Source organism: Nocardiopsis synnemataformans (genome assembly GCF_965343085.1).
Taxonomy (GTDB): Bacteria; Actinomycetota; Actinomycetes; order Streptosporangiales; family Streptosporangiaceae; genus Nocardiopsis; species Nocardiopsis alborubida.
The window spans coordinates 15,628-40,567 of the sequence record NZ_CBDRFA010000031.1; the positions used below are offsets into that span (position 1 = coordinate 15,628).

Here is a 24,940-nt window from a genome sequence, read left to right on the forward strand (position 1 = left end):
GCGGCGTCCACCGTGATCGGCGTCAGCGCTGGGTCCGAGGAGCAGGGACGCGGCTTCCCGGTGCTGGGTGCGCGCCCGACGATCAACGTGCGCGCCCGCCCTCAGAGCGCGCGGGCGGCGTCGATGCCGAGCCGCACGATGTCGGTGATGAAGTAGTCGCCCGGGTCGCGGTCGTCGCGCAGCCGGTGCACCAGGGAGTCGTCCACCCACAGGAACTCGGTGTGCTTGCCCGGCTCCAGACGGGGCGCGTCCAGGTCGCCCTCCACCCGCACCAGGTAGTCCACCTCGTGCCGGGTCACGCCGTCCCCGGGGTCCCAGTCCAGCCGGAACAGCTCCGCCAGCACCCCGGTCAGCCGCCAGCCGGTCTCCTCCTCGACCTCGCGCGCCAGCCCCTCCAGCATGCTCTCGCCCTGCTCGACGTGCCCGCCCACGATGTCCCAGCAGTGCGGGAACACCTTGCGCGTGGGCGATCGGCGCTGCGCGAAGACCCTTCCCCGGTCGTCGGCGATCACCGCGGCCGCCACGTGGGTCCGGCCGTCGGCGGTGTCGGGGAACTCGATTCCCGGGGCCACCGTGATACCTGTGCTCATGCGTCCTCGTCCTCCTCGTCCGCGGGCAAGCCTACGTCCCGGCCCCGGCGGGGCAGGCGCAGCGTCAGGAGCCTGGCCCGGGGGGCCAGTCCCCGGGCCAGGTCGAACACCGCCTCGGTGCGCGAGTGGTCCTCGTCGAGCACCGAGAACAGGTTCACCCCCAGGTAGAACGTGATCGCCCCGTAGGCCACCTCCCGGGCGGGCAGCAGTTTCCCGAGGGCGGAGCCACCCAGGACCCGGTTCCACTCCTGCTCGATGAAGGCGATCCACGGCTCCGCGCGGTCCCGGATCTGCGTGCGCAGCTCCGGTTTGGTGACGGCGGCGGCCACCAGTTCGGAGAACTCGGTGATGTAGCCGCGCTCCAGGTCGGTCCGGTAGATGCGCATCGCCGCCTCCACCAGTTCCTCCAGGGTGTTCGCCCGCGCCGTGATCTCCCGGTACATCGCCATGCGCTCGGCGCTGGAGCGGTCCAGCGCCGCCAGCAGCAGCTGGTCGACCCCGCCGAAGTGGTAGAAGACCAGCGCCGAGTTGGCCTCCGCGCGCGCGGCGATGGCGCGCGCCGACGCCCCGGCGTAGCCCTCCTCGCGCACGGTCTCGCTGGCGGCTGCCAGGAGCCGTCCCCTGGTCTCCTCGCTCGTGCGCCGTCCTCCGCTGCCCTTGGCCATGGCCCTCCTTGCTCTCGGGGAGGTTTTCAGCATACGGTTTAATCAAGTGATTAAACCAAGCGATTTAATCGCATGCTGAAGGAGCTCCCCCGTGCCTCGAAGCGACTCCCCTCTGCCGTCCAGGGCGCGCCTGCTGCTCGCCGCCCTGGTCCTGGCCGCCTTCGCCGCCCTGCTGGCACTCCGGATCCACCACTGGGGCCGCCTGGACCAGACCGCCCTGTTCTACGTCGGCCTGCCCGCGACGATCGCCCTGCTCGTGGTGCTCACCGTGCGGGCCCGCAGCGCCATGGGCGTCACCATGGCCGCCACCACCCTCTGCCTGGCCCTGGCCGGTCCCCTGCTCGGTGAGGGCATGGTCTGCCTGCTCATCGCCGCGCCGCTGGTCTACGGGGTCGTCGCCGTGGTCACCTGGACGGCCGGGGCACTCGTCGCCTGGCGGGACCGCTCCCGGCACGCCCTGTTCGCGGTGCCGCTGCTGTTCGCGCTCGCGCTGGAGGGCGTCGCCGGAACCTCCCTGCTGCCGCGGGAGGACCGCGGCGAGGGCCACGCCCTGGTCCCCGCCACCGCGCACGACGTCGCCGCCGCCCTGGCCGCCCCGCCCTCCTACGCCGCCCCCGACGCGCTCTTCCTGCGGGCGGTGCCCTTCCCCGAACCCGTCTCGGCCTCCGGTGAGGGACTGGAGGTCGGTGACACCAGGCTCGTCCGCTTCACCCCGCGCCGCACCCTGGAGCTCGGCGCCGAGCCCACGCCGCGCCACATGGAGCTCCGGATCACCGAGAGCGAGGTCCGCGAGGACGGCGGGCGCGTGGTGTTCGAGGTGGTCGAGGACACCGCCTTCGCGAACTGGATGGACATGCGCGCTGCCGAGGCCGTGTGGCACGCCGAGGGGGACGGAACCCGCCTGGCCTGGTCCGTCGACTACGAGCGCACCTACGAGCCCTCCTGGTACTTCGGGCCGATCCAGTCCTACGCGACCGACCTGGCCGCCGAGTACCTCGCCGCCACCTTCGGCACCGCCGCCCTGGAGGGCTCCCGATGACCCCGGAACTGCCCGCGGTGCTGGTCCGCGGCGTCGGCCTGTTCGCCCCCCTGCTCCTGCTGGCCGGACTGTGCCTGTGGCGCGCGCCCCGTCCGCGCGAGGTCGCGGCGATGCTGGTGGCCGGGGCGTGGGCCCTGCTCACGCTCGTCCCGCTCAACCTGTACGCGCTGCACGCGGGCTGGTGGTCCTTCCACGCCGAGGGCGCGGTGTGGCTCGGCATGCCCGTGGACCTGCTGCTGGCCTGGGCGGTGCTGTGGGGTGCGCTGCCCGCGCTGCTGCTGCGCCTGCTGCCGGTCCCGCTGCTCAGCGGCCTGCTCGTGTGGGTGGACATCATCGTCATGCCGCTCGCCGAACCCGTCGTGGTGCTCGGCACCCTCTGGCTGCTCGGCGAGTTCGTCGGCTCGGCGCTGTGCCTGATCCCCGCGCTGATGCTGGCCTACTGGACGCGCACCGGCCAGCTGGTGCACGCCCGGATGTGGGCGCAGGCGCTCCTGGCGTTCGGGGCCATGGTGGTCCTGCCACTGGCCGCGCTGGACGCCCTGCCCGGGCCGGGAGCGGCCTTCACCGCCGCCCAGGTCCTGGCCCCGGTGTGCCTGCCGGGACTGGCGGCGGCCCGCGAGTTCGCGCGGGTGGGCGGCGGCACCCCGCTGCCCTTCGACCCGCCGTCGCGGCTGGTCACCAGCGGCCCCTACGCCTACCTGCGCAATCCGATGCAGACCACCGTCGCCGGGGTGTACCTGGTCCTGGCCCCGGTGACCGGCGACCCGTGGCTGCTGCTCGGCGCGCTCGCCGCCTTCGCCTACGGCGCGGGGTTCGCCGCCTGGCACGAGGGGGGCCAGCTGCGGGCGGCGTTCGGGAGGGACTGGGAGGCCTACCGGGCGGGCGTACGCGCCTGGTTGCCCCGGTGGCGCCCGTGGCCCGGCCGCGCGCCGGGCACGCTGTACGTGGCCGCGGACTGCGCCATGTGCCGGGGCCTGGGCGGTTGGCTGGCCGCCCGCGCGCCGGTGGCGCTGGAGCGGCGACCGGCGTCGGAGCATCCCGAGGTGCTGTACCGCCTCACCTACGAGAACCCCGAGGGCCTGCGCTGGAGCGGGGTGTCGGCGCTGGCCCGGGCGCTGGAGCACCTGCACCTGGGGTGGGCGCTCGGGGGCTGGGCGCTCGACCTGCCGGGGGTGCGGCACTTCGCGCAGCTGTGCGCGGACGCCTTCGGTGCCGGTCCGCGGCCCTCGCGCGAACCCCTCGGCGAGCGGGAGGGCGGGGAGGAGGCGAGCGCTCCCCGTGGCCGGAAGGAGGTGGACGCTCCCCGTGGTGGGGAGGCGCCCGGCCGCGGCACACGGGTGTGAGGTGCGCGCGGCCTCCGGGCGGTGGGGGAGACCTCGCGCGGAACGCGAGTGTGATGCGGTGCCCGGTGCCCGGAGGACATCGGGCACCGGGCACCGGCCTCAGGGTTCCTGGTCGATCGCCGAACCCAGATCGGTCAGCCAGGCCAGGTGTCCCTGGAGGGCCGCGCGTCCGACCGGGGTCAGACGGAACCAGGTCTTGGGTCGACGCCCGACCGCTCCCTTGCGGACTTCGAGCAGTCCCGCGTCCTCCAGGGTGCGGCTGTGCTTGGAGACCATCGGGTCGCTGACGTCGAGCAGGCTGCGCACGGTGGCGAAGTCGACCCAGTCGGCGCCCTGGAGGAGCGCGCACATCGCCAGTCGCGGGCCGGTCTCCAGGATCGGCTGGCGCCCGGCGGCGCCTTCCTGGGGGGCGTCGCCGCCGGGGCGGTGCAACGCGGTCACGGGGTGACCCTTCCGTCCTCGATGCTGCGGCGCATGGCCGAGCGGACCAGCATCTGCCCCACGAGCACGATGACGGCGACGGGCACCAGCGCGGCGAGCGCGAAGCCGGTGAGGCCGTTGTCGACCAGGGCCTGGATGCCCAGGAAGCCGACGCCCGTGACGGCCAGGGCGGCGATCCACGTCAGCCGGGCGCCGGGGTAGGAGGTGATGCGGCGCGGCAGGTACACCCCGCTGCGTCGGCGCTGGATGACCGCGTAGGCCGTGGCGGCCAGGACCACTCCGAAGATGGCCCACTGGAGGTAGGGGCCGCTGCCGGGCAGGAGCGAGGACCAGATCGGCAGACCGGCGATGAGCACGCTCGCGAGTGTGAAGAACACCCAGTAGGCGGCGGGCAGGTCGGCGTGGGCGGCGAGCTTGCGGCGGGCGTCGGCGACCTGGTCGAGCTCGGGATTGCTACTCATGTCGGTCTCCTCTTTGGTATCTACTTTCTATATGGAAAGTAGATACCAAGGATGGGGCACTGTCAAACATGAGCGAGCTCTCACGAGGGCCACCGACGCGCATCCGACGCGCTGAACAGAGGAAACGCGGCGACTACGGATGGCCAACACACGTCGCGGCGGAGCTTCTGGGTCGGTGACAGCCGCTCACCACCGGCCGCGGAACGCGGGTGTGGGGGCGGGGCGAGGGGCTCGGGCAGGGCGGTCCGGTCGCGGCCCGCGGGCCCCACCGCGCCCTCCCCGGGCGGACGGCCCACCGTTATGCTCGGTCGGGCCGATCCGTCCGGAAGAGGGCGGAAGCGGCCCCGTCGTCTCCGCCCCCCGAGTGAAGCCCCCAGGCACGAGGTGACCCATGGAAGAACAGGCCATGCTCGCGCGTGACCTCGTGCTGCGCGTCTGCGCCGGAGCGACGGAGTTCGACCCCCACTGGATCCGGGCCGACGGCAAGGTCACCACCCCCTTCCTGGTTCCCCGGGACCGCAACCTCATCCGCGCGGTCGTCGCCGCGGGCCGCGCCATGGGCGTGGACCGGCTCCTGGTGTGCCGGACCCGGCCCGAGTTCTCCTACGACCCCGTCACCGAGGTCCCCCTCGACACCGACACCCTCATCGACCTCATCCGCGGTTGGGGGCCCGCGCCCACCGACTTCCTGGTCTGCGTCGAGGACTTCTCCGCCGCCGTCCTGGTCACCGCGGACGAACTCACCGTCGCGGCCGGTCCCGCCGACTTCGTCCGCGAACTCGTCGGCGCCGACATCCCCCAGGCCCGCAGCCACTTCGCCTCGCGCGCCCGCCGGGAGGGCGGCCCGGTCCTCACCCGCGCCGCCCAGCTCTACCACTGCGCCGAGACCGGCGCGCGCCACGCCCGCGGCCCGCGCGGGCCCGGTCCGGACACGGCCGAACTCCTGGCCCGCAGCGCCGAGCGCGCGCGGCGGCGCTCACCGCGGGCGGTCCGCTCCCTGCGGGCCCTGCGCGGGGCCTGGGGGTGGCTCATGGTGGCGGCGCTGCTCGTGGCGCCCCTGGCCGTCCCCGGCCTGGGCGCAGCGTTCCCGGCGCTGGTCGCCGCCTTCGTCCTGCTGTTCCAGCTGGCCCTGCTGGCCCGCTCCCGCACGGTCTCCTTCGCCTCGCTGCTGCGGGTGGCCGCGTTCGGCGCGCTGCTGCTGTGGCCCCTGGCGCTGGCCGAGTCCGCCGTCGTCGGGCTGCTGGGCGGCGACCCCTACGGCGTCCTCGGCTACACCTACGTCGCCGTGACCGTGGAGGAGGTCGGCAAGCTCCTCCCGCTGCTGTTCCTGGCCCTGGCGGCCCGCCGACGGCTGCGCCGCCTGGCCGCCGTGGACTTCCTGCTGCTGGCCGCGGCCTCCGGGGCCGGGTTCCAGCTGGCCGAGCGCCTGCTCACGCAGGTGGCCCTCGGAGGGGCGGGCCTGCCCGCCGACACCGGGTTGTTCCTGCCCGGCGGCAGTACCGTCACCGATCCCGCGGGCACCGTGCTCGCGGTCTTCTCCGGACACGCCGTCACCACCGGCCTGGTCGGCGCCGCGCTCGGCCTGGCGGTCGTCGGCCGCCGCTACGGGGCCTGGCTGTGGCTGCTGCCGCCGGTCGCGCTGACCCTGGCGTTCCTGGAGCACCTGAACCTGAACGCGCGACTGGCCAACGCCCAGCTGCACCCCGCCTCCGACCTCGTGCACGGCCTCCTCGGCGGAGGGGTGCTCACTCCGTGGCTGCTGGTGCTGCTGTTGCTGTGCGCGGTGGCCATGGACTACCGGATGATCGCGACCGCGGCCGAATCCACGCCGCCGCTGCCCGGGCAGCCGCCGCTGGCCCGCCTGCGCCGCCGGGCGCGGGGGCGTTCGGTGGCCATGCGGGTCCGCGTGCCCGCCGACATCGCGCCGCTGTTCCGCCGGACGGCGCTGTCCTGGGTGGACCTGCCGATCACCCTGGCCACCACGGTGTCCACGATCGCCCACGAGTTGGCCGTCGCGGCCATCGCGGCGCGGCGCGGCCCCTCGGTGCTCTGCGACACCTGGCGGTTCCTGCGCTGGCGGCGGGCGAACGCCATGGGCGAGGCCCGGTCGGCGGGGCGGCCCTGGCGCCACTATCCCGCACAGGAGGAACTGACCCGGCAGGCGCGCGAACTGGCGATGCGGCTGGGTCTGGCGGCTACCGGAGGGGTCACCGGGGCGATGGCGGCGATGGGCGCGGCGGCGGCGGTGTTCGCCGCCGTCACCGCGCCTGACCCGGACACGACCGGTGCGCCCGCCTACGCGTTCGTGGCCCTCGACCGGATCCAGGGATGGCTGGGCGACCTGGCCGGTGCCGACGTATTCTGGGCGGCCGTGGTGCTGGTCGCGGTGTTCACGCTGCTGCTGTCCGGGAACGGGGTGCCGCACGCGCACCCGCGGATGCGCGAGTTCCTGCGCGCGCCGACCGCGAACACCGGGGCGATCCTCGGCATGCTCGCGCCCGGCCAGGTGGGGTACGCGCTTCTGGGCTGGGCGGGGCTGCTGCTGCCCAGACGCGTGAACCGGTTCCTCGTACGGTGAAGGAGCCTGATCCGGGATGCTGCGCTCACCCCGAGGCCGTTCTCCTGGCTGTGCCGGTCACGTGTGCCCGCCCCGCCGGGACCTCCGGAGCAGGAGGCTTCGGAGGGACAGGGCGCTGGAAGGCCGCGTCGGCATCGCTCGGGGGAGGGCCCCGCCGCGGTCAGGCCGTGGTGACGCCCTTCGGCGGCTCGAAGGCGCGCACGGGCGGTACCTGTCCGGTGAACGGTTCGACGCGCACGCGCACCAACTGACCCGTGCACCCCTGGCTCAACGAGGACGTCCCCACGTCCTCCGTCAGCGCGTTCGGGTTCCCGTGCGCGCACGTCACACCCTCCACGGAGGGGTCGTACCAGGCCCCCGTGGACAGCTGCACGACCCCCGGCCGCAGCGCGTCGCTCACCACCACGCCCGCCAGGCACGAGCCCGTGGCACTGGACACCCGCACCACGTCCCCGTCGGCCACACCGCACGCCCGCGCCTCCTCCGGACGCATCCGCAGCGGCGCCCTCCCGCGCACCTTCTGCGACATGCTGTGCGCGCCCATGTCCTGCTGGCTGTGCAGCCTGCCGCTCGGCTGGTTCGCGATCAGCACCAGGGGGAACCCCCCGGCCCCGGCCTGGGTACCGGAGCCCGCCACCACCGGCTCCCCGGTCCCGGCACGGGTACCGGAGCCGGTCACCGCCGGGTCGCCAGCTCCAGGATCGGAACCGGTCACCACCGGCCCCGCCAGCCACACCGGGTGCCCCGGGCAGTCCTCGTACCCGAACGACGCGATCGTCTCCGAGAACAGCTCGATCCGCCCGCTCGGCGTGCGCAGGGCCTGGCCCTCCGGATCCGCGCGGAACTCCCCCAGCAGCGCCTCGTCCTCCACCCGGCCGGGCATCTCCACCCGCCCGCGCCTCCAGAACTCCTCGAACTCCGGCACCTCCAGGCCCCGCCGCGCCACCAGCGACCGCCAGCGCCCGTACACCACCCGCATCCACTCGCCGCTGGTGCGCCCCTCGGTGAACTCCTCGCGCGCCCCCAGCCTCCCGGCCAGGTCGGCGTAGGTGTCGTACTCGTCCCGCGCCTGCCCGTGCGGCGCCACCGCGCGCGGCATCGCCCGCACGCTCAGGTCGCCCTGGCTGGCGGCCATGTCGTCGCGCTCCAGCACCGTCGTGGCCGGGAGCACGATGTCGGCGTGCCGCGCCGTCGCCGTCCAGTGCGTCTCGTTCACCACCACCGTCTCCGGCCGCCCGAACGCCTCGGTCAACCGCCTCAGGTTCTGGTGGTGGTGGAAGGGGTTGCCCCCGGCCCAGTACACCAGCCGGATGTCCGGGTAACGCCGCTCCTCGCCGTCGTGGTCGTAGCGCCCGCCCGGCTCCAGCAGCATGTCGGCCACCCGCGCCACCGGGATGAACGAGTCCACCGCGTTGTTTCCCTGCGGCATTCTCGGCAGCCCCAGCGGCGTCGAACCGCCACCGTAGTTGCCCATGGACCCGTATCCGGACGCGAAACCGCCACCCGGCAGCCCCACCTGACCCAGGCAGCACGCCAGCGCCAGCCCGGCCCACAACGGCTGCTCACCGTACCGCGCCCGCTGCACCGACCACCCCACGTTGACCAGCGTGCGCCGCGCCGCCATCCGCCGCGCCAGCGACCGCAGCTCGTCGGCCGTGACCCCGCTGATCCGTTCGGCCCACTCCGGCGTCCGCGCGGTCCCGTCCGGGCCGCCCCGTTCGTCGCGCTCGCCCAGCACGTACGCGCGCAGCACGTCCGCGCCCACGGTGTAGCGTTCCAGGAAGGCGGTGTCGGCCAGGCCCTCGGTGAACAGCACGTGCATCAGCGCCAGCATCACCGCCGTGTCGGTCCCCGGGTTGAGCGAGACCCACTCGGCCTTGACGTCCTCGGAGGTGTCGTCCAGCAGCGGCGACACCGACACGAACTCCACCCCGGCCCCGGACGCGTCGCGCATCGCCGGACCGGCGGTCTGGGCGGCGCGCCCGCCCGAGGAGGTCCACGTGTTGGACACCCTCAGCCCGCCGAAGCTCACCAGCAGTTCGGTGTGCTCGCGGATCCGCGTCCACGACGGGGCCCGGTGCAGCAGCCGGTTGGCCGCCGGGACGCCGATGATCCGCGGGAAGAGCACCTCCACCGCGCCGTGGCTGTAGGTGGTGCGCGAGCGCGTGTAGCCGCCGATCGTGTTGAGGAACCGGTGCAGCTGGCTCTGCGCGTGGTGGATCCGGCCCGCGCTGCCCCAGCCGTAGGAACCGCCGTAGATCGCCGCGTTCCCGTACGCGCCGCGCACCCGGTCCAGCTCACCGGCGAGCAGGTCCAGCGCGGTGGACCACTCCACCTCGACGTAGGCGTCGTCCGGGTCGCCCCGGAGCGGGTCCGGGCCGGGGCCGTTCTCCAGCCAGCGCCGCCGCACCGCCGGGCGCGCCACCCGTGAGGCGTGGTGCTGGGCTGCGGGGGTGTTGGCGATCACCGGGGACGGCGCCGGGTCGTCCGGGTCCGGGAGGGCCTCGACCACCCGGCCGTCCTCGACGACCACCCGGTAACTGCCCCAGTGGGCGCTGGTCGGATACGACGACGTGCCGGACATGCTCGTTTCCTCCCTGGAATCCCCCTGGGTCCCGCCGGGGACCCGGAACTCACTCTATGCACCTCACAGTGCGATGATGGGCGGCGCGGTCACGCCCGGAGGGGGCGGCTGACCCGGTCCGACGAGTGGAGCAGGGGGACGAACGGCGATGGGCGAACTCAGGTCGCGGCGGTCGGTACTCGCGGTTCCGGGGTCCAACCCCCGGTTCGTGGACAAGGCGCGGGGACTGGACGTGGACGCCTTCTTCCTCGACCTGGAGGACGCGGTCGCGCCCCTGGAGAAGGACTCCGCCCGCCACACCGTCGTCCGGGCGCTCAACGACGGCGGCTGGGACGGCAAGGTGCGTTCCGTCCGCGTGAACGACGTCACCACCGAGTGGGCCTACCGAGACGTCATCACCGTCGTCGAGGGGGCCGGGGCCGCGCTCGACGCCCTGGTCCTGCCCAAGGTCACCGCGGCCCGCGACGTCCAGTGGCTCGACACCCTCCTCACCCAGATCGAGCGCGCCGTCGGCCTGGAGGTCGGCCGGATCGGCATCGAAGCGCAGATCGAGGACGCCCGCGGCCTGGTCGCCGTGGACGAGATCGCCGCCGCCTCGCCCCGCCTGGAGAGCCTCGTCTACGGGCCCGCCGACTTCATGGCCTCCATCAACATGAGGAGCCTGGTCGTCGGCGAGCAGCCGCCCGGCTACGACACCGGAGACGCCTACCACTACGTGCTCATGCGCATCCTCATGGCCGCCCGCGCCCACGGGCTCCAGGCCGTCGACGGCCCCTACCTCCAGGTCCGGGACGTGGACGCGTTCCGCCGCTCCGCCGGGCGCACGGCCGCCCTCGGCTTCGACGGCAAGTGGGTCCTGCACCCGCTCCAGGTGGAGGCCGCCAACGAGGTGTTCGCGCCCTCCCAGGAGGACTACGACCACGCCGAGCTGATCCTGGACGCCTACGCCCACGCGACCACCGTGGACCGGCGCGGCGCCGTCATGCTCGGCGAGGAGATGCTCGACGAGGCCTCCCGCAAGATGGCGCTCGTGATCGCGGGCAAGGGGCGCGCGGCCGGGATGAGCCGGACCCGCGAGTTCGATCCCGGGGCCTGAACCCCGGGGCCCGAACCCTGGAGCCCGAAACCCGGGACCGGACTCCGGCGGGGGCCGAAGTGGGCCTGCGGGGCCCGGCGGGACCGCGTGCGGACCCGGCGGGAGCCGCCGCGGGCCAGGGCGGGTCCGCGCGGGCTCTGACCGGCGCGGGGTCTGACACGCGCCCCACCTTGCTCTTACCGCGCTCTCACCCTCGTGCGGAACCATGGACGCCATGGAAGCCACCGCCACGGTTCTGGTCGCCGACGACGACCGCGCGATCAGGGACTCACTGGAACGCGCGCTCCAACTGGAGGGCTACAGGGTCAGGACGGTACCGGACGGGGTCCAGGCCCTCGCCGCCGTGCACTCCGACCCGGTCGACCTGCTCGTCCTCGACGTGATGATGCCGGGGGTGGACGGGCTCGGGGTGGCCCGCGTGCTGCGCGCCGAGCGCGACCGCACGCCCATCCTCATGCTCACCGCGCGTGTGGAGACGCCGGACCGGGTGGCGGGGCTCGACGCGGGGGCCGACGACTACCTCGCCAAGCCCTTCGAGCTGGAGGAACTCCTCGCCCGGCTGCGCGCCCTGCTGCGCCGGGCCGCGCCCTTTCCCGAGGAGGCCGCGGAACAGGGCCCGCTGCGCGTCGGCGAGCTTTCCCTGGACCCGCCCTCACGCCGGGTCTGGCGCGGCGACCGCGAGGTCGAGCTGTCCAAGACCGAGTTCGACCTGCTCGAACTCCTGGTCCGCAACGCCGGGATCGTGCTGGACCACTCCACCATCTACGACCGCATCTGGGGCTACGACTTCGGTCCCGAGTCCAAGAACCTCGCCGTCTACATCAGCTACCTGCGCCGCAAGCTGGAGGACGGCGGGCCGCCGCTGATCCAGACCGTGCGCGGGGTCGGCTACACGCTCCGGCCGCAGGGTTGAGCTCCGTGCGACACGAAGACGGCACCCCGCAGGAGCCTGGAGACGGAACCCCGCACGGCCCCGGAGCCCCGTCCGGTCTCAGAGCTCTCATGCCCGCCGCACGCGCCGCCGCCCCGAAGTGGCGCCGGACGCTGCTCCAGCCGGGCGAGTGGCGGCTGGGCACCCGCTTCGCGGTGATCTTCGCGCTGGTCGCCACCGTCGTCATCGCCCTGGTCGGCACCCTCGCCTACACCACCGCCGCCACGCTCATCCGCGCCGACGCCCGCACCGAGTTCGAGAGCACCGTCACCGCCCTGTCCGAACAGCTCGTCGACTACCACCAGCAGGGGCAGGGCGGCTCCGCCGGACCCGGTCCGTTCCTGCCCAGCGACAAGTTCCAGCTCCAGCTCCTCGAACCCGACGGCAGCAGGACGGTCAACATCGCCGACCCGTCCGAGATCATCCTCTTCGCACCGTCGGAGAGGGACCTGGAGGTCGCCGGGGAGGACCGGCCCGGCATCGTCGACATGCGCGAGCAGGCCATCGGCGGCCAGGAGTTCCGGCTGGCCACGGTCTCCCTCGGTGACGGCGCCGGGGCCCTCCAGCTCCTCCAGCGCCTGTCCCCGACCGAGCTGATGATCGACCGGCTCGCCACCCAGATCCTGTGGGTGGGCCTGTTCGTCGCCCTGTGCGCGGCCGCCGTGGGCTGGCTGGTGGGCCACCGCACCACCGGCCGCCTGGTGCGCCTCACCGACGCGGCCGAGTACGTCAGCTCCACGGGGCGGCTCGACCCCGTGGACCCCGGACGGGGCGGCGAGAGCCGTGAGGAGGACGTTGGCCGTGACGAGGTCGGCCGCCTCACCAGCGCGTTCAACGCCATGCTCGCCCGTCTGGCCCGCTCCAAGGACGAGCAGCGCCGCCTCGTCCAGGACGCCGCACACGAACTCCGCACCCCGCTGACCAGCCTGTACACCAACGTGCAGGTGCTCGGCAGGGTGGACCGGCTCAGCCCGGAGGCGCGCGCCAGCCTCATCGAGGACCTGCGCGGTGAGACGCGCGAGCTCACCGCCCTGGTCAACGAGCTGGTCGGCCTGGCCACCGGCGACCACGAGGACGAGCAGATGAGCGCCGTCTCCCTCGCCGGGGTCGCCGAGAAGGTCGCCAAGCGCACCCGCCGCCGCACCGGCCGCGACATCCTCGTGGACGCCGACGACAGCGTCGTGTGGGGCCGTCCCGGTTCCCTGGAGCGCGCCGTCTCCAACCCGGTCGAGAACTCCGCCAAGTTCGACCCCGGGGGCACCGCTCCCATCGAGATCCGCGTGCGCGCGGGGGCGGTGGAGGTCCTGGACCGGGGGCCCGGCATCGACCCGGCCGAACTCGACCACGTCTTCGAGCGCTTCTACAGGGCCACCGTCGCCCGCGGCCTGCCCGGTTCGGGGCTCGGCCTGTCCATGGTCAGGGAGATCGCGCAGGCCCACGGGGGCAGCGTGTTCGCCCGCAACAGGGAGGGCGGCGGCGCCGCCATCGGCTTCCGCCTGCCGCTGTTCACGCCGCCGCGGGACGAGGAGCCGAAGGCGCAGGGGTGAGCGCCGCGCCCGAACCGGCTCCGGCGCCGACTCCCGCACCGGCGGACGCCTCGCGGTAGATCCGCTCGAACCGCTCCAGCGAGTCCTCCAGCCGGTGCCGCCCGGCCATACCGCGGCTGCACGCGCCCATCCTCAGCCGCCGGCCCTCGTCGGCGACCACCGACTCCACGCGCGCGGCCAGCGCCTCCGGGCTTCCCGGCGGGTACAGGTACCCGTTACCGCCCTCCTCCACCAGGTGCGGCAGCGCCATGGCGTCCGCCGCCACCACCGGCAGACCGCTCGCCATCGCCTCCAGGGTGGCGATGCTCTGGAGTTCGGCGGTCCCGGCGATGGCCCACACGTCCGCGCACCGGTACACGTCGGGCAGGTCGGCGTGCGGCACGAAGCCCAGGAACACCACCCGGTCGGCCGCGCCGACCTCCGCCGCCAGCTCCGCCAGCCGCGCCCGGTGCGCGCCGTGCCCGGCCAGCACGAGCTGGACCCCGTCGGCCAGGGCCACCGCGCGCACGAGTTCGTCCACGCGCTTCTCCTCGTCCAGCCGCCCCACGAACAGCACCGTCCTGCGGTCCGGCACGCCCAGCCGCTCGCGCAGCCGCCGCCGGGTGGCCGCGCCGCCGTCCAGGGGGCTGAACCGGTCCAGGTCGATCCCGCACGAGACCGGTTCGACCGGCCGGGTGAACCCCTGGTCGACCAGCAGCCGTGCGGCGGCCGGGGTGGGCGTGGTCACGTGTTCGGCCCTGGACAGCACCGCGCCCAGGTCCCACCAGGCCAGCCGGGCCGCGTGCGGGCGCAGCGGTCCGGGCACGTGCACGTAGTCGAAGAGGTTCTCCGGCATGAAGTGGTTGGTGGCGACCACGGGGACGCCGCGGGCGTGCGCGGCGGCGGCCAGCATCCGGCCGACGAGGAAGTGGTTCTGGATGTGGACGGCGTCCGGGCGCAGCCGGTCAAGGAGCCGGTCCAGGTGGCCGCGCACGCCCAGCGGGACCGCGAGCCGCACGCTGTCGTGGACCAGGGAGGACACCGAGCGCAGCCGGTGCTCGACCACACCACCGCGTTCCACCGTGTACGGGGCGCCCTCGGGGGAGGGGCACACCACGTGTACCCGCGCGCCGCGCGCGGCCAGGCCGCGGGCGAGGCGGGCGGTGAAGTACGCGGCGCCGTTCACGTCCGGGGGATAGGTGTCGGTGCCGATCAGGACCCGGGTGCGGCGCGTCGCGCCGACGGCGGGCCTGGGCGGTGCCGCCACCGTGGGGGAGGCGAAGGACGTGGACATGACCTGATCTCCTTTGTCGGGTCGCCGCGTACGCCCGAGTGTGGGTCACCCGCGTTGACCCCCGCCGACCTCTCGGTGACCGTGGGACGACCGCTCGGTGGCACGCGGCCCGGGAGAGGGAACTCTCCGTGCCCCTCCGTCTACCCACGAGCCCGGCGACGTCGACAGCCGATGTCCGCGGCCCTCGACGCCGCGCGCCCGCGGCCCCGCCAGCACGGCCCGCGCGCCCGCGGGCCTCCGCGGCCACGCACGCGACGGGCGGCCCCGGACCCGAGGGTCCGAGGCCGCCCGTGTGCGGGGTGTCCGGGGCCGTGCCCGTCAGTTCCCGCCCTCCTCGTTCTGGGCTGACTCCACGCTCTGCTCCCCGAGCGTCACCGTGAGCTCCTCCTCGGAACCGTTGCCGCCGTCGGGGACGACCCCCAGGGTCACCTCCTCGCCGGGCTGGCGGATCCGGATCTGCGCGATCAGCTCGTCCGGCGTGGACACCGGCTCGCCGTCCACGGACACCACCACGTCACCGGCCTGGAGCCCGGCCTCGGCGGCCGCGCCGCCCTCGGTGACCTCCACGATCTCCGCGCCGCCGACGCGGGAGTTGGTGATGGTCGCCTCGATCGCCGGGTAGCTCGCGCTGCCGTCCTCGACCAGCTGCTCCGCGATGGGGCGGACCTGGTTGATCGGGATGGCGAAGCCCAGTCCGACCGAGCCGCTGTCCTGCGAGATGCCCGCGATCGCGGTGTTGATCCCGATCACCTCGCCGTTCATGTTCACCAGCGGGCCGCCCGAGTTGCCGGGGTTGATCGCCGCGTCCGTCTGGATCGCGTTGATCACCGTGGAGGTCTGCCCGGACTGCCCGGTGTTCACCGGACGGTTCAGCGCGCTGACCACACCCGTGGTCACCGTGCCCGACAGCCCCAGCGGGGAACCGATCGCGACCACCTCGGCGCCCACGCCGACCTGCTCGGAGTCGCCGAGGGTGGCCGGGGTGAGGTCGTTGCGCCCCTCCGCCTGGATCACCGCGATGTCGGAGACCGGGTCCGCGCCCATGACCTCGGCGCGTGCGGAGCTGCCGTCGTTGAACAGCACCTCGATCGGACCTCCCTCCGCGGCGGCCACGACGTGCGCGTTGGTGAGGATCTGGCCGTCGGAGGAGATGACCACGCCGCTGCCGCCGCCGTTGGCGGTGCGGATGGACACCACGCTCGGCAGGACCGTGTCGGCGACCTCGCCGACCTCGCCCTCGGTCTGCGTGCTCTCCTGCTCCTGGTTGAGCGAGCTGATCGGACCGCTCAGGCCGTTGGGGAACAGGTAGGCGGTGCCCAGGGCCGTCATCGGGCCCACGATGAGGCTCGTGACCAGGGCGGTGATCGCGGCGACGGTCACGATCCTGCCGGAGCCGCGCTTCTTGCCGCCTCCCTGCGGGGGCACCGCCCCGGGGAACGGAGCGCCGAACGGGGGCTGCCCGCCGCCGTGGCCGCCGTGGTCCCCGGGACCACCGGGGCCGCCCGACCCGAACGGGCCGCCGTCACCGTACGGGGGCTGCCCGTGCCCGACCGGCCCGTGGGGGCCGCTCTGCCCGCCGTGCGGGGGGACGGGGCCGCCCTGGTGCGCGGAGAACTGCTCGTGCTGGCCGCCGGCGGCGCCGTAGCCGCCCCCGGGCGGAGGGAAGGTGTAGGAGGCGCGCTCCGGGTCGTTGGGCCCGGTGGCCCACCTCGGCGGCTGCCCGGGCGGGGAGAAGGTCGGCCCCGCCCCCGCGGGGCCGGTCTCCGGCCGCCCGTGCCGCTCGGGTCCGGGGTAGCCGCCGCTCTGCTCTGCCCCCGTGTACCCGCCCTGCTGGAACGACCCGCCCTGCTGGAACGAGAAGCCCTCACCGGTCTGCCCGGCCGCGGGGTACCCGCCGCTCTGCTCGGGGCCCGGGTGCCCGCCGCCCTGCTGCGCCGCGGGGTACCCGCCGGGCTGCCCCTGACCGGGGTACCCGTCGGCCCGCCGCGCTTCCGGGTTCTCGTCGCGCTGCCACACGCCGGTGTACCCGCCGGGCTCGTGCGGCGCGGGCCGCTCCACCCGCTCGCCTGTCTCCTCGGCCCCCGGCTCCTCACCGGCCCCCTGTGCCTCGGAGCGCCCGAAGGGCTGCTGGGGCCCGGCGTGCTCGGCTCCGGCGGTCCGCTCGCCCTGTCCGGCGGGGACACCCCCGTGCTCCCCGCCGGACGTGCCGCGGACGTCGGTCCCGTCGCCCGTGGAGGACCCCCCCTCGTGCGGGCCGGAGGGCCCAGCCTGGTCGGCGGGCTCGGTGGGACGGTGCTCGGGAAGCCCGTTCCCGGCCGCCGCACCGGGCTCGGTACCTGCACTCGGTTCGTTGGGGTTCAACTCATCCTCCGACTGGCGGGACGATGTTCAGTGACGTGTTCCATCATGCGACGCATGGGTTAGAACAGGGTGAGAACGCGATATGCCGGGGTTTCGAGTCCTTCCGCCCCTGCCGTGCCCTCGTCCGGTCCGCGTCGGCGGCCCCGTGGCTCAGCGCCGTCGGGCCAGGCCGTCCATGACTGGCCCCGACGTCCGTGGGAGCGTCCGGACTCCCGCACCGCCGCGACCCGACACGTCGCCCGTTACCCCGGCGCGCTTCCCGTAGGCGCCGTATGCACCAGAATGCCCGAAACGATATCGTGCCGAAGTCAAAGCGAGACACCGGAGAAGAGCCGACCTTGATCAAGATCGTGCTGGCCGATGACGAACACCTCGTGCGGGGGGCCATCGCCGCCCTCCTCGGCCTGGAGGACGACCTGGAGGTCGTCGCCGAGGTCGGCCGGGGCGACGAGGTGGTCGACGCCGTCCTCCGGCACGGTGCCGCGATCGCCGTCCTGGACATCGAGATGCCCGGCGCCACCGGACTGGAGGTGGCCGCGCGGCTCCGGGCGGACGCCCCCGACTGCGGCGTCGTCATCCTCACCAGCTTCGGCCGCCCCGGATACCTGCGCCGTGCCCTGTCCTCCGGCGCGCGCGGCTTCCTGGCCAAGGACGCCCCCGTCGACCAGCTCGCGGGCGCCATCCGCCGCGTCCACGGGGGCGGGCGCTACATCGACACCGACCTCGCCGCCGCCGCGATGGTCGGCGGCGAGAGCCCGCTCACCGACCGCGAGACCGAGGTGCTGCGCGCCGCCTCCGACGGGGCCACGGTCGCCAGGATCGCCGCCGCCCTCCACCTGACCGAGGGCACCGTGCGCAACTACCTCTCCAACGCCATCGGCAAGACCGGCGCCGACAACCGCATGTCCGCCATCCGCACCGCCCAGGACATGGGCTGGCTCTGACCGGTCCCGCCCCGTCCGCCGTCCAGGTCAGAATCCGTGCGTCGCAGCGGTGACGTTTCCGGCCCTTCCTAGAGGAAGCGCAGCACCAGCATCGCGGTGTCGTCGCTGCGCCCGCCCGGGGCGTACTCCTCCAGCTCCCGGTCGATGCGGCTGATCACCGCCTGGGCGGTCAGCCCGGCGCAGCCGGAGAAGATCTCCGTCAGCCCCTCGTCGCCGAGCATGTCCGTGTTGCTGCGCCGCTCGGTCACGCCGTCGGTCACCGCCAGCACCACCTCGCCGGGGCGGATGTCCACGTTCTCGGTCGTGAACCCCACGTCCTCGAACGCGCCCAGCAGCGGCTGCGAGGCCCCGAACGACTTCACCTCGCCCTTCTGGTTCAGCCGCATCGGCAGCGGGTGCCCGGCGGAGACCATCCGCACCCGCATCCCGCCCCCGCCGTCCGTGGCCGGGGTCATCTCCCCGTACAGCATCGTCAGGAACCGGGTCGAGGTGTTCTCGTCCAGGATCGCCATGTTCAGCCGCTGCATGATGTGCGAGGGCGTGAACCCCTCCTTGGCCAGCGCCCGAAGCGTGTGCCGTGCCAGGCCGGTCACGGCCGCCGCCTCAGGGCCCGTCCCGCACACGTCGCCGATCGCGAAGCACCACCGCCCGCTCGCCGCGAACACATCGTAGAAGTCCCCGCCCACCACGTTGCGCTCGTCGGCCGGACGGTAGAACACCGCGTGGTCCACGTTCGGGATCACCGGCTCCTTCTCCTTGGCCGGCAGGAGGCTGCGCTGGAGGGCGTCGCTCATCGCGGCCTGCTTCTCGTGCAGCCGCGCGTTCTCCATCGCCGACGCCACCCGGCTGCTCAGGTCGTCGGCCACGTCCACCTCCTCGCGGGTGAAGTCGTCCGACCCGCTCTTGCCGACCGTCATCCGCCCCAGTGCGCGCCCGTGCGCCACCAGCGGGATACAGATCGCCGGACCGCTCGCCAGTTCCCGGACGAGCTGCTCGTCCAGCCCCTCCTTGGCCAGCTCGGCCGGGGACCACAGCGGCTGCGGCTCCCTCTGCTCGTGCGGCGGCAGCCCGGTCAGCAGCGCGCGCAGGATGTCGTTGTAGTTCTCGTCGCTGTGCACCACGTGCGTCAGCTGCGAGACGCCCATCTCGTTGATCGTCTCGATGGCGCACCACCGGCCCAGCCGGGAGGTGATCAGCTGCGCCGCCAGCGCGCCCGTCATCCGCTCGTCCAGCGTGCCCGCGAGCAGGTCGCTGGCCTCGGCCAGGAAGCTCAGCGAGGCCCGCCTGCTCAGCTCCACCTCGGCCAGCCGGGCCCGCTCCACCGGCAGCGCGATCAGGTCCGCGCCCTCCTGGAGCCGCTTGGCCGCCGACGCCCCGAAGTGCCGGGCCCGCCGGGAGGCCACCCCCAGCAGGCCGACCACCCGCCCGTCCACGATGAGCGGCGCCGTCACCAGCGAGCGCATTCCCGCGCGCGACAGGCGCCCCCGGCTGGTGCGGGCGATCATCAGGTCGTCGTTGATCACCGCGCCCGGCTCCGGCGCCGAGGACGGGAAGATCTCCTCCGTGCGCACGCGCAGCGGCCGCCACGGGGCGCCGCCCGAGGTCAACCCGACCGCGGCGCGCACCTCCCACATGGTCTCGTCGGACGTGGCCAGCGTGATGTAGGCCGCGTCCGCGCCCAGCGCCGTGGTCGAGTACTCCACGGTGCGCTCCAGCAGCTGCGGCAGGGACAGCCGCGAGCCCAGGGCGGAGTCCAGCGCCGACCACGGGGCGGGACGCCCGGGACGGGAGGGGCTCCTGCGCACCGGCGGGGACTCCAGGGAGGCGCGCTCCCCCGAGCCGTCCTCGATCCGGAACCACACGGCCTTGTCGTTGCGCCCGTAGCTCACACCCCAGCTCGACGCGATCGCCGACGCCAGGGCCAGCCCCAGGCCGCCGGTGCGCCCGTTCTCCCGGGACGGGGAGGTGTCCACCGACAGGGGCCCGGCCTGCGGGACCGCGCGCTCGGGCACGGAGTCGGTGACCATCACCTCGGTCGCCCCCTCCGTCCGGCGCACGGTCACGTCCAGGGACGAGCGCGCGTGGATGACGGCGTTGGTGACCAGTTCGCTCACCAGCAGGATCACGTCGTCGGAGGGGTCGGTCATACCCCAGGACAGGAGGGTGTCGTGAACGAACTCGCGGGCCGCCGCCGCGGTCTCCGGGGCGGGAGGGAACTCTCGTCGAGCGACCTTCAACGCGTCGTGTGCTGGCAAGCCGTCGGTGTCCTTCGTCACTGGGTGCGTGCGCGGGGGGTGGTGGTCACTGCCACGATACGCGTGCCACGGTGGCCGGTGCCGCGCGAACCGTCATTCCCCCCGGCGCGGGCCGCCCGCGCGGGGCCGCGCCGGCCCTGCCCGTCCCGGACGCGGCGGCGGGGGGACAACATCGCCAAGCCTCCTGTGCGGGGCGGCCCGGCCGGTTAGTGTGAGTCGACACATGCGCTTCTTTCGGGTGGTACTCCTCGCCGGTAGCGTGACGGGGGTGTCACCAGGGGGTCGACGCGGCGGACACCGCGCGGACCCCCCTGTCCCGTGCGCGCTCCGCGGGCCGATCCGCCCGCGGGCGTGCCGGTCCACGGGGGCCGGGACGGGAAGCCGAGGTGGCGGAGCAGGCTGAGGAGGGGGTTCGATGCCCGAGGCGGTCAAGGAACTGGCGGCCGACGACCAGCTCGACGAGATTCTGCGTGCCCTGTACCGCATGCGCGACGGCGACTTCAGCGTCCGTCTGCGCAAGCGCGGCGGCGGCACCATGCGGGAGATCGCGTCCGTCTTCAACGAGGTGGTCGACCACAGCGAACAGCTCAGCGACGAGCTCCAGCGCGTCGGCGACGTCGTCCGCAACGAGGGCAGGCTCAACGAGCGCGTCAACGTCAACCCGGCCCGGGGCGCCTGGGGCGAGAGCGCCCAGGCGCTCAACGTCCTGCTCGACGAGGTCTCCGAACCCGTGACCGACGTCGCCGGGGTCCTGGACTCGGTCGCGGAGGGCCAGCTCAGCCGCCGCGCCTCCACCGAGGGCCGCCGCGGCGAGCTCAAGGGCGACCTGCTGCGCCTGGCCACCACGGTCAACCGCATGGCCGACCAGATGAGCGGCTTCGCCGGGGAGGTCACCCGGGTGGCCCGCGAGGTGGGCACCGAGGGCAAGCTCGGCGGCACCGCGCAGGTCGAGGGGGTCTCCGGAGCCTGGCGCGAGGTCACCGAGTCGGTCAACCAGATGTCCTCGCGCCTGACCGACCAGATGCGCGACATCTCCGAGGTGACCACCGCCGTCGCCCGCGGCGACCTCAGCCGCAAGATCACGGTGGACGTGCAGGGCGAGATGCTCGACCTCAAGGACACCGTCAACACGATGGTGGACCAGCTGTCCACCTTCGCCGACGAGGTCACCCGGGTGGCCCGCGAGGTGGGCACCGAGGGCAAGCTCGGCGGCCGCGCCAACGTGCGCGGCGTGCGGGGCATCTGGAAGGACCTCACCGAGAACGTCAACTCGATGGCGGACAACCTCACCAACCAGGTGCGCGACATCTCCCAGGTGACGACCTCCGTGGCCCGCGGCGACCTCACCCAGAAGGTCCAGGTCGACGTGCAGGGCGAGATGCTCGCCCTGAAGAACACCGTGAACACCATGGTCGACCAGCTCGACTCCTTCGCCGACGAGGTCACGCGCGTGGCCCGCGAGGTCGGCACGGAGGGCAAGCTGGGCGGCCGGGCCAACGTCAAGGGCGTGTCGGGCATCTGGAAGGACCTGACCGACAACGTCAACTCCATGGCCAACAGCCTCACCTACCAGGTCCGCAACATCTCCCAGGTGACGACGGCGGTCGCCACCGGTGACCTCACCAAGAAGATCACCGTGGACGCCCAGGGCGAGATGCTCGACCTCAAGGACACCATCAACAAGATGGTCGACCAGCTGGACTCCTTCGCCGGCGAGGTGACCAGGGTGGCCCGCGAGGTGGGCACCGAGGGCAAGCTGGCCGGACAGGCACACGTCCGCGACGTGTCCGGGGTCTGGAAGGACCTGACCGACAACGTCAACTCCATGGCCAACAACCTGACCTACCAGGTGCGGCAGATCTCCATGGTCACGCGCGCGGTGGCCGCGGGCGACCTGACCAAGAAGGTCACGGTCAACGCCAAGGGCGAGATCCTGGAGCTGAAGGACACCATCAACGTCATGGTGGACCAGCTCTCCGCGTTCGCCGACGAGGTCACGCGCGTGGCGCGCGAGGTGGGCACCGAGGGCAAGCTGGGCGGCCGCGCCGACGTCAAGGGCGTCTCCGGCATCTGGAACGACCTCACCGAGAACGTCAACTCGATGTCGCACAACCTCACCACGCAGGTGCGCAACATCTCCGAGGTGACCACGGCCGTCGCCGCGGGCGACCTCAACAAGAAGATCGACGTCAACGCCCAGGGGGAGATCCTGGAGCTCAAGACGACGGTCAACACCATGGTCGACCAGCTGTCGGCGTTCGCCACCGAGGTCACCCGCGTGGCCCATGAGGTGGGCAGCCAGGGACAGCTGGGCGGCCAGGCCAAGGTCGAGGGAGTGACCGGCACCTGGAAGCAGCTCACCGACAGCGTGAACGGCCTGGCGGGCAACCTGACCACGCAGGTGCGGGCGATCGCCGAGGTCGCCAACGCCGTCGCCAAGGGCGACCTGACCCGCAACATCCAGGTCGACGCCCGCGGTGAGATGGAGCAGCTCAAGCACAACATCAACCTGATGGTGTCCAACCTGCGCGAGACCACCGCCACCCAGCGCGACGCCGACTGGCTCAAGTCCAACGTGGCCCGCATCTCCGGCCACATCCAGGGCCACCGCGACCTCAAGGAGCTGGCCCGCCTCATCATGACCGAGGTGACGCCGCTCATCGGCGCCCAGCACGGCGCCTGCTACCTGCCCGAGGACCAGGACGACCAGGAGAACTTCCTGTTCTACGCGGGCTTCGGCTTCGATCCCGACGAGGACCGCCGCCGCGTCCGCACGGGTATCGGCCTGGTCGGCGAGGCCCTCGCCCAGCAGGTGGAACAGCAGGTCGGCAACATCCCGCCGGGCTACGTCAAGGTCCAGTCGGGCCTGGGCGAGGCCTCCCCGCGCAACCTGTACATCCTGCCGATCGTCTCCGAGGGGCGCTCGCTGGGCGCCATCGAGTTCGCCTCCTACGACGACTTCCGCGAGAGCCACAAGAACTTCCTGCGCCAGCTGGTGAGCCTGCTCGGCACCACCATCAACACCATCCTGGCCAACAACCGCACCGAGGACCTGCTCGAACAGTCCCAGCAGCTCACCAGCCAGCTCAGGGAACGCTCCAACGAGCTCCAGCGCCAGCAGGAGGAGCTGCGCGGCAAGAACGCCGAGCTCCGCCAGAAGGCCACCCAGCTCGCCAACCAGAACCGGGCGATCGAGCTCCAGAACCAGCAGATCCAGCGCTCCCGCAACGCCCTGGAGGAGCGCGCCCACCAGCTCCAGGTCTCCTCCAAGTACAAGTCCGAGTTCCTGGCGAACATGTCGCACGAGCTGCGCACGCCGCTCAACAGCCTGCTGATCCTGGCCCGCCTGCTCGCCGACAACGCCGAGCAGAACCTGTCCGCCAAGCAGGTCGAGTTCGCCCAGACCATCCACAAGGCGGGCAGCGACCTGCTGCTGCTCATCGACGAGATCCTCGACCTGTCCAAGGTGGAGGCCGGACGCGCCGAGGTGCAGCCCAGCGAGGTCTCCATCGCCCAGCTGGTCGACTACGTCGAGGCCACCTTCCGCCCGGTCACCGGGGACCAGGGGCTCGCCTTCGCGGTGGACGTGTCGCCGGACATCCCCGGCACGCTGTGGACCGACGAGCAGAGGCTCCAGCAGATACTGCGCAACCTGCTCTCCAACGCCGTGAAGTTCACCCCGCAGGGGGAGGTGCGGCTGCTCATCGAGCCCGCGTGGGCGTTGGATGACGCCGACCTGGAGATGTTCGTCCAGAACGAGGAGGTCATCGCGTTCACCGTCGCCGACACCGGCATCGGGATCGCCGAGGACAAGCTCCAGGTCATCTTCGAGGCCTTCCACCAGGGCGACGGCGGCACCTCGCGGCGCTTCGGCGGGACCGGCCTCGGCCTGTCCATCAGCCGCAACTTCGCCCGCCTGCTGGGCGGCGAGATCCGCGTGCAGAGCGTGCCCAACCAGGGTTCCACCTTCACGCTGCTGCTCCCGGTGCGCCTGCCCGACGACGCGGGGGAGCGGGCCGAGGAGTCCGGGTCCCCGACCCGCGCCCTGAGCGGTACGGACTCGGCGCCGATGCTCGACCCCGGCCGCGGCGCGGACACCGGCGGCCTGGACTCCTCCACGCTGGACGACGGCTTTTCCATGCCGGACGAGGACTTCGACGCGGCCCTGGCCGCCCTCACCGACATCACCGACGAGCCGCTGCCCACGGTCCCGGTGCTCAAGGCACCCGAGCCCCACGCGGCGGCGGCCGAGAGCGGTGAGGCGCCCGAGCAGGCGGCCGAGTCCGAGCCGCGCACCGACCCCGAGCGGCGGGCCGTCCTGAGCGGCCAGCGGGTGCTCATCGTCGACGACGACGTCCGCAACGTCTTCGCGCTCACCAGCGCTCTGGAGGCGCAGGGCCTGGAGGTCCTCTACGCTGACAACGGACACGCCGGAATCGCCAGGCTGGAGGCCAACGAGGACATCGCGCTCGTCCTGATGGACGTGATGATGCCCGAGCTGGACGGCAACCAGACCACCCAGCGGATCCGGGAGATGCCGCAGTTCGCCGGCCTGCCGATCATCTCGCTCACCGCCAAGGCGATGCAGGGGGACCGCGAGCGCAGCCTCGCGGCGGGCGCCACGGACTACGTGACCAAGCCGGTCGACCTGGACCATCTGCTGGACGTCATGCGGCGCTGGCTCACCGCGGGGCGCGAGGAGACCATCGCCGGCGCGGCGGCCGACGGCGGGGGCGGCGCGACGGCCGGGCCGGAGGAGGCCGGCACCGGGCATGACAACGATCCGAACGGGGAGACTGGCACCAGCACCCCGAGCGAAGACCTGGAGTAAC

Annotated in this window: 16 protein-coding genes; 8 read left to right on the forward strand and 8 right to left on the reverse strand. The window is 73.3% G+C overall.

The genetic code is table 11. The features are described 5' to 3' along the window. Positions 1-101: 101 nt before the first annotated feature. Entirely contained in the window at positions 102-590 is a 489-nt protein-coding gene (locus tag ACSIH6_RS18750) for an NUDIX hydrolase (RefSeq protein ID WP_061079636.1), read from the reverse strand. Beyond that, positions 587-1,255, reverse strand: coding sequence for a TetR/AcrR family transcriptional regulator (locus ACSIH6_RS18755; protein WP_435109595.1), 669 nt, complete (start codon positions 1,253-1,255; stop codon positions 587-589). Before ACSIH6_RS18755 ends, ACSIH6_RS18750 begins: the two co-directional genes overlap by 4 nt. 91 nt (positions 1,256-1,346) lie before the next feature. On the opposite strand from ACSIH6_RS18755, the gene ACSIH6_RS18760 reads away from it, so the two are divergent. Then, a complete protein-coding gene (locus tag ACSIH6_RS18760; RefSeq protein ID WP_435109596.1) occupies positions 1,347-2,294 on the forward strand; it encodes a hypothetical protein in 948 nt (315 codons plus the stop codon). Further along, positions 2,291-3,637 carry a methyltransferase family protein gene (locus tag ACSIH6_RS18765; protein WP_435109597.1) on the forward strand — a complete coding sequence of 449 codons (1,347 nt, stop codon included), beginning with the start codon at positions 2,291-2,293 and terminating at the stop codon, positions 3,635-3,637. The genes ACSIH6_RS18760 and ACSIH6_RS18765 overlap by 4 nt, the downstream gene beginning before the upstream one ends. 99 nt (positions 3,638-3,736) lie before the next feature. On the opposite strand, the gene ACSIH6_RS18770 is transcribed toward ACSIH6_RS18765, so the two are convergent. Beyond that, positions 3,737-4,078: a transcriptional regulator gene (locus tag ACSIH6_RS18770; RefSeq protein WP_435109598.1), complete on the reverse strand. Its 342-nt coding sequence runs from the start codon at positions 4,076-4,078 to the stop codon at positions 3,737-3,739. Next, entirely contained in the window at positions 4,075-4,539 is a 465-nt protein-coding gene (locus ACSIH6_RS18775) for a hypothetical protein (RefSeq protein WP_435109599.1), read from the reverse strand. Before ACSIH6_RS18775 ends, ACSIH6_RS18770 begins: the two co-directional genes overlap by 4 nt. A gap of 391 nt (positions 4,540-4,930) precedes the next feature. Here ACSIH6_RS18775 and ACSIH6_RS18780 point away from each other — a divergent pair, with 391 nt between their 5' ends. Continuing rightward, positions 4,931-7,117 (forward strand): PrsW family intramembrane metalloprotease, encoded by a 2,187-nt coding sequence (locus ACSIH6_RS18780; RefSeq protein WP_435109600.1) that lies wholly within the window; start codon positions 4,931-4,933, stop codon positions 7,115-7,117. 160 nt (positions 7,118-7,277) lie between these two features. Here the strand turns inward: ACSIH6_RS18780 and ACSIH6_RS18785 are convergent, their stop codons facing one another. Further along, entirely contained in the window at positions 7,278-9,701 is a 2,424-nt protein-coding gene (locus ACSIH6_RS18785) for a molybdopterin-dependent oxidoreductase (RefSeq protein ID WP_435109601.1), read from the reverse strand. A gap of 148 nt (positions 9,702-9,849) precedes the next feature. On the opposite strand from ACSIH6_RS18785, the gene ACSIH6_RS18790 reads away from it, so the two are divergent. The 3 genes from ACSIH6_RS18790 to ACSIH6_RS18800 all read left to right on the forward strand — a co-directional run bounded on the left by ACSIH6_RS18790 (position 9,850) and on the right by ACSIH6_RS18800 (position 13,275). After that, positions 9,850-10,797 (forward strand): HpcH/HpaI aldolase/citrate lyase family protein, encoded by a 948-nt coding sequence (locus tag ACSIH6_RS18790; RefSeq protein ID WP_150249687.1) that lies wholly within the window; start codon positions 9,850-9,852, stop codon positions 10,795-10,797. A gap of 214 nt (positions 10,798-11,011) precedes the next feature. Continuing rightward, positions 11,012-11,710, forward strand: a complete 699-nt coding sequence (locus ACSIH6_RS18795) for a response regulator transcription factor (protein WP_150249689.1) — start codon at positions 11,012-11,014, stop codon at positions 11,708-11,710. 89 nt (positions 11,711-11,799) lie between these two features. Further along, positions 11,800-13,275 (forward strand): sensor histidine kinase, encoded by a 1,476-nt coding sequence (locus ACSIH6_RS18800; RefSeq protein WP_435109602.1) that lies wholly within the window; start codon positions 11,800-11,802, stop codon positions 13,273-13,275. Here ACSIH6_RS18800 and ACSIH6_RS18805 read toward each other — a convergent pair. Beyond that, on the reverse strand, positions 13,235-14,548 hold the full coding sequence (locus tag ACSIH6_RS18805; RefSeq protein ID WP_435109603.1) for a glycosyltransferase: 1,314 nt from the start codon (positions 14,546-14,548) through the stop codon (positions 13,235-13,237). The genes ACSIH6_RS18800 and ACSIH6_RS18805 overlap by 41 nt on opposite strands. Before the next feature lie 318 nt (positions 14,549-14,866). Then, positions 14,867-16,909, reverse strand: coding sequence for a S1C family serine protease (locus ACSIH6_RS18810; protein ID WP_435109604.1), 2,043 nt, complete (start codon positions 16,907-16,909; stop codon positions 14,867-14,869). Positions 16,910-17,247: 338 nt separating this feature from the next. Between ACSIH6_RS18810 and ACSIH6_RS18815 the strand changes: the two genes are divergently transcribed. Then, positions 17,248-17,853, forward strand: coding sequence for a response regulator transcription factor (locus ACSIH6_RS18815; RefSeq protein ID WP_150249698.1), 606 nt, complete (start codon positions 17,248-17,250; stop codon positions 17,851-17,853). Between the two features lie 68 nt (positions 17,854-17,921). On the opposite strand, the gene ACSIH6_RS18820 is transcribed toward ACSIH6_RS18815, so the two are convergent. Next, positions 17,922-20,090: a SpoIIE family protein phosphatase gene (locus ACSIH6_RS18820; protein WP_435109633.1), complete on the reverse strand. Its 2,169-nt coding sequence runs from the start codon at positions 20,088-20,090 to the stop codon at positions 17,922-17,924. Between the two features lie 433 nt (positions 20,091-20,523). Here ACSIH6_RS18820 and ACSIH6_RS18825 point away from each other — a divergent pair, with 433 nt between their 5' ends. Next, positions 20,524-24,939 (forward strand): HAMP domain-containing protein, encoded by a 4,416-nt coding sequence (locus ACSIH6_RS18825; protein ID WP_435109605.1) that lies wholly within the window; start codon positions 20,524-20,526, stop codon positions 24,937-24,939. Position 24,940 lies beyond the last annotated feature (1 nt).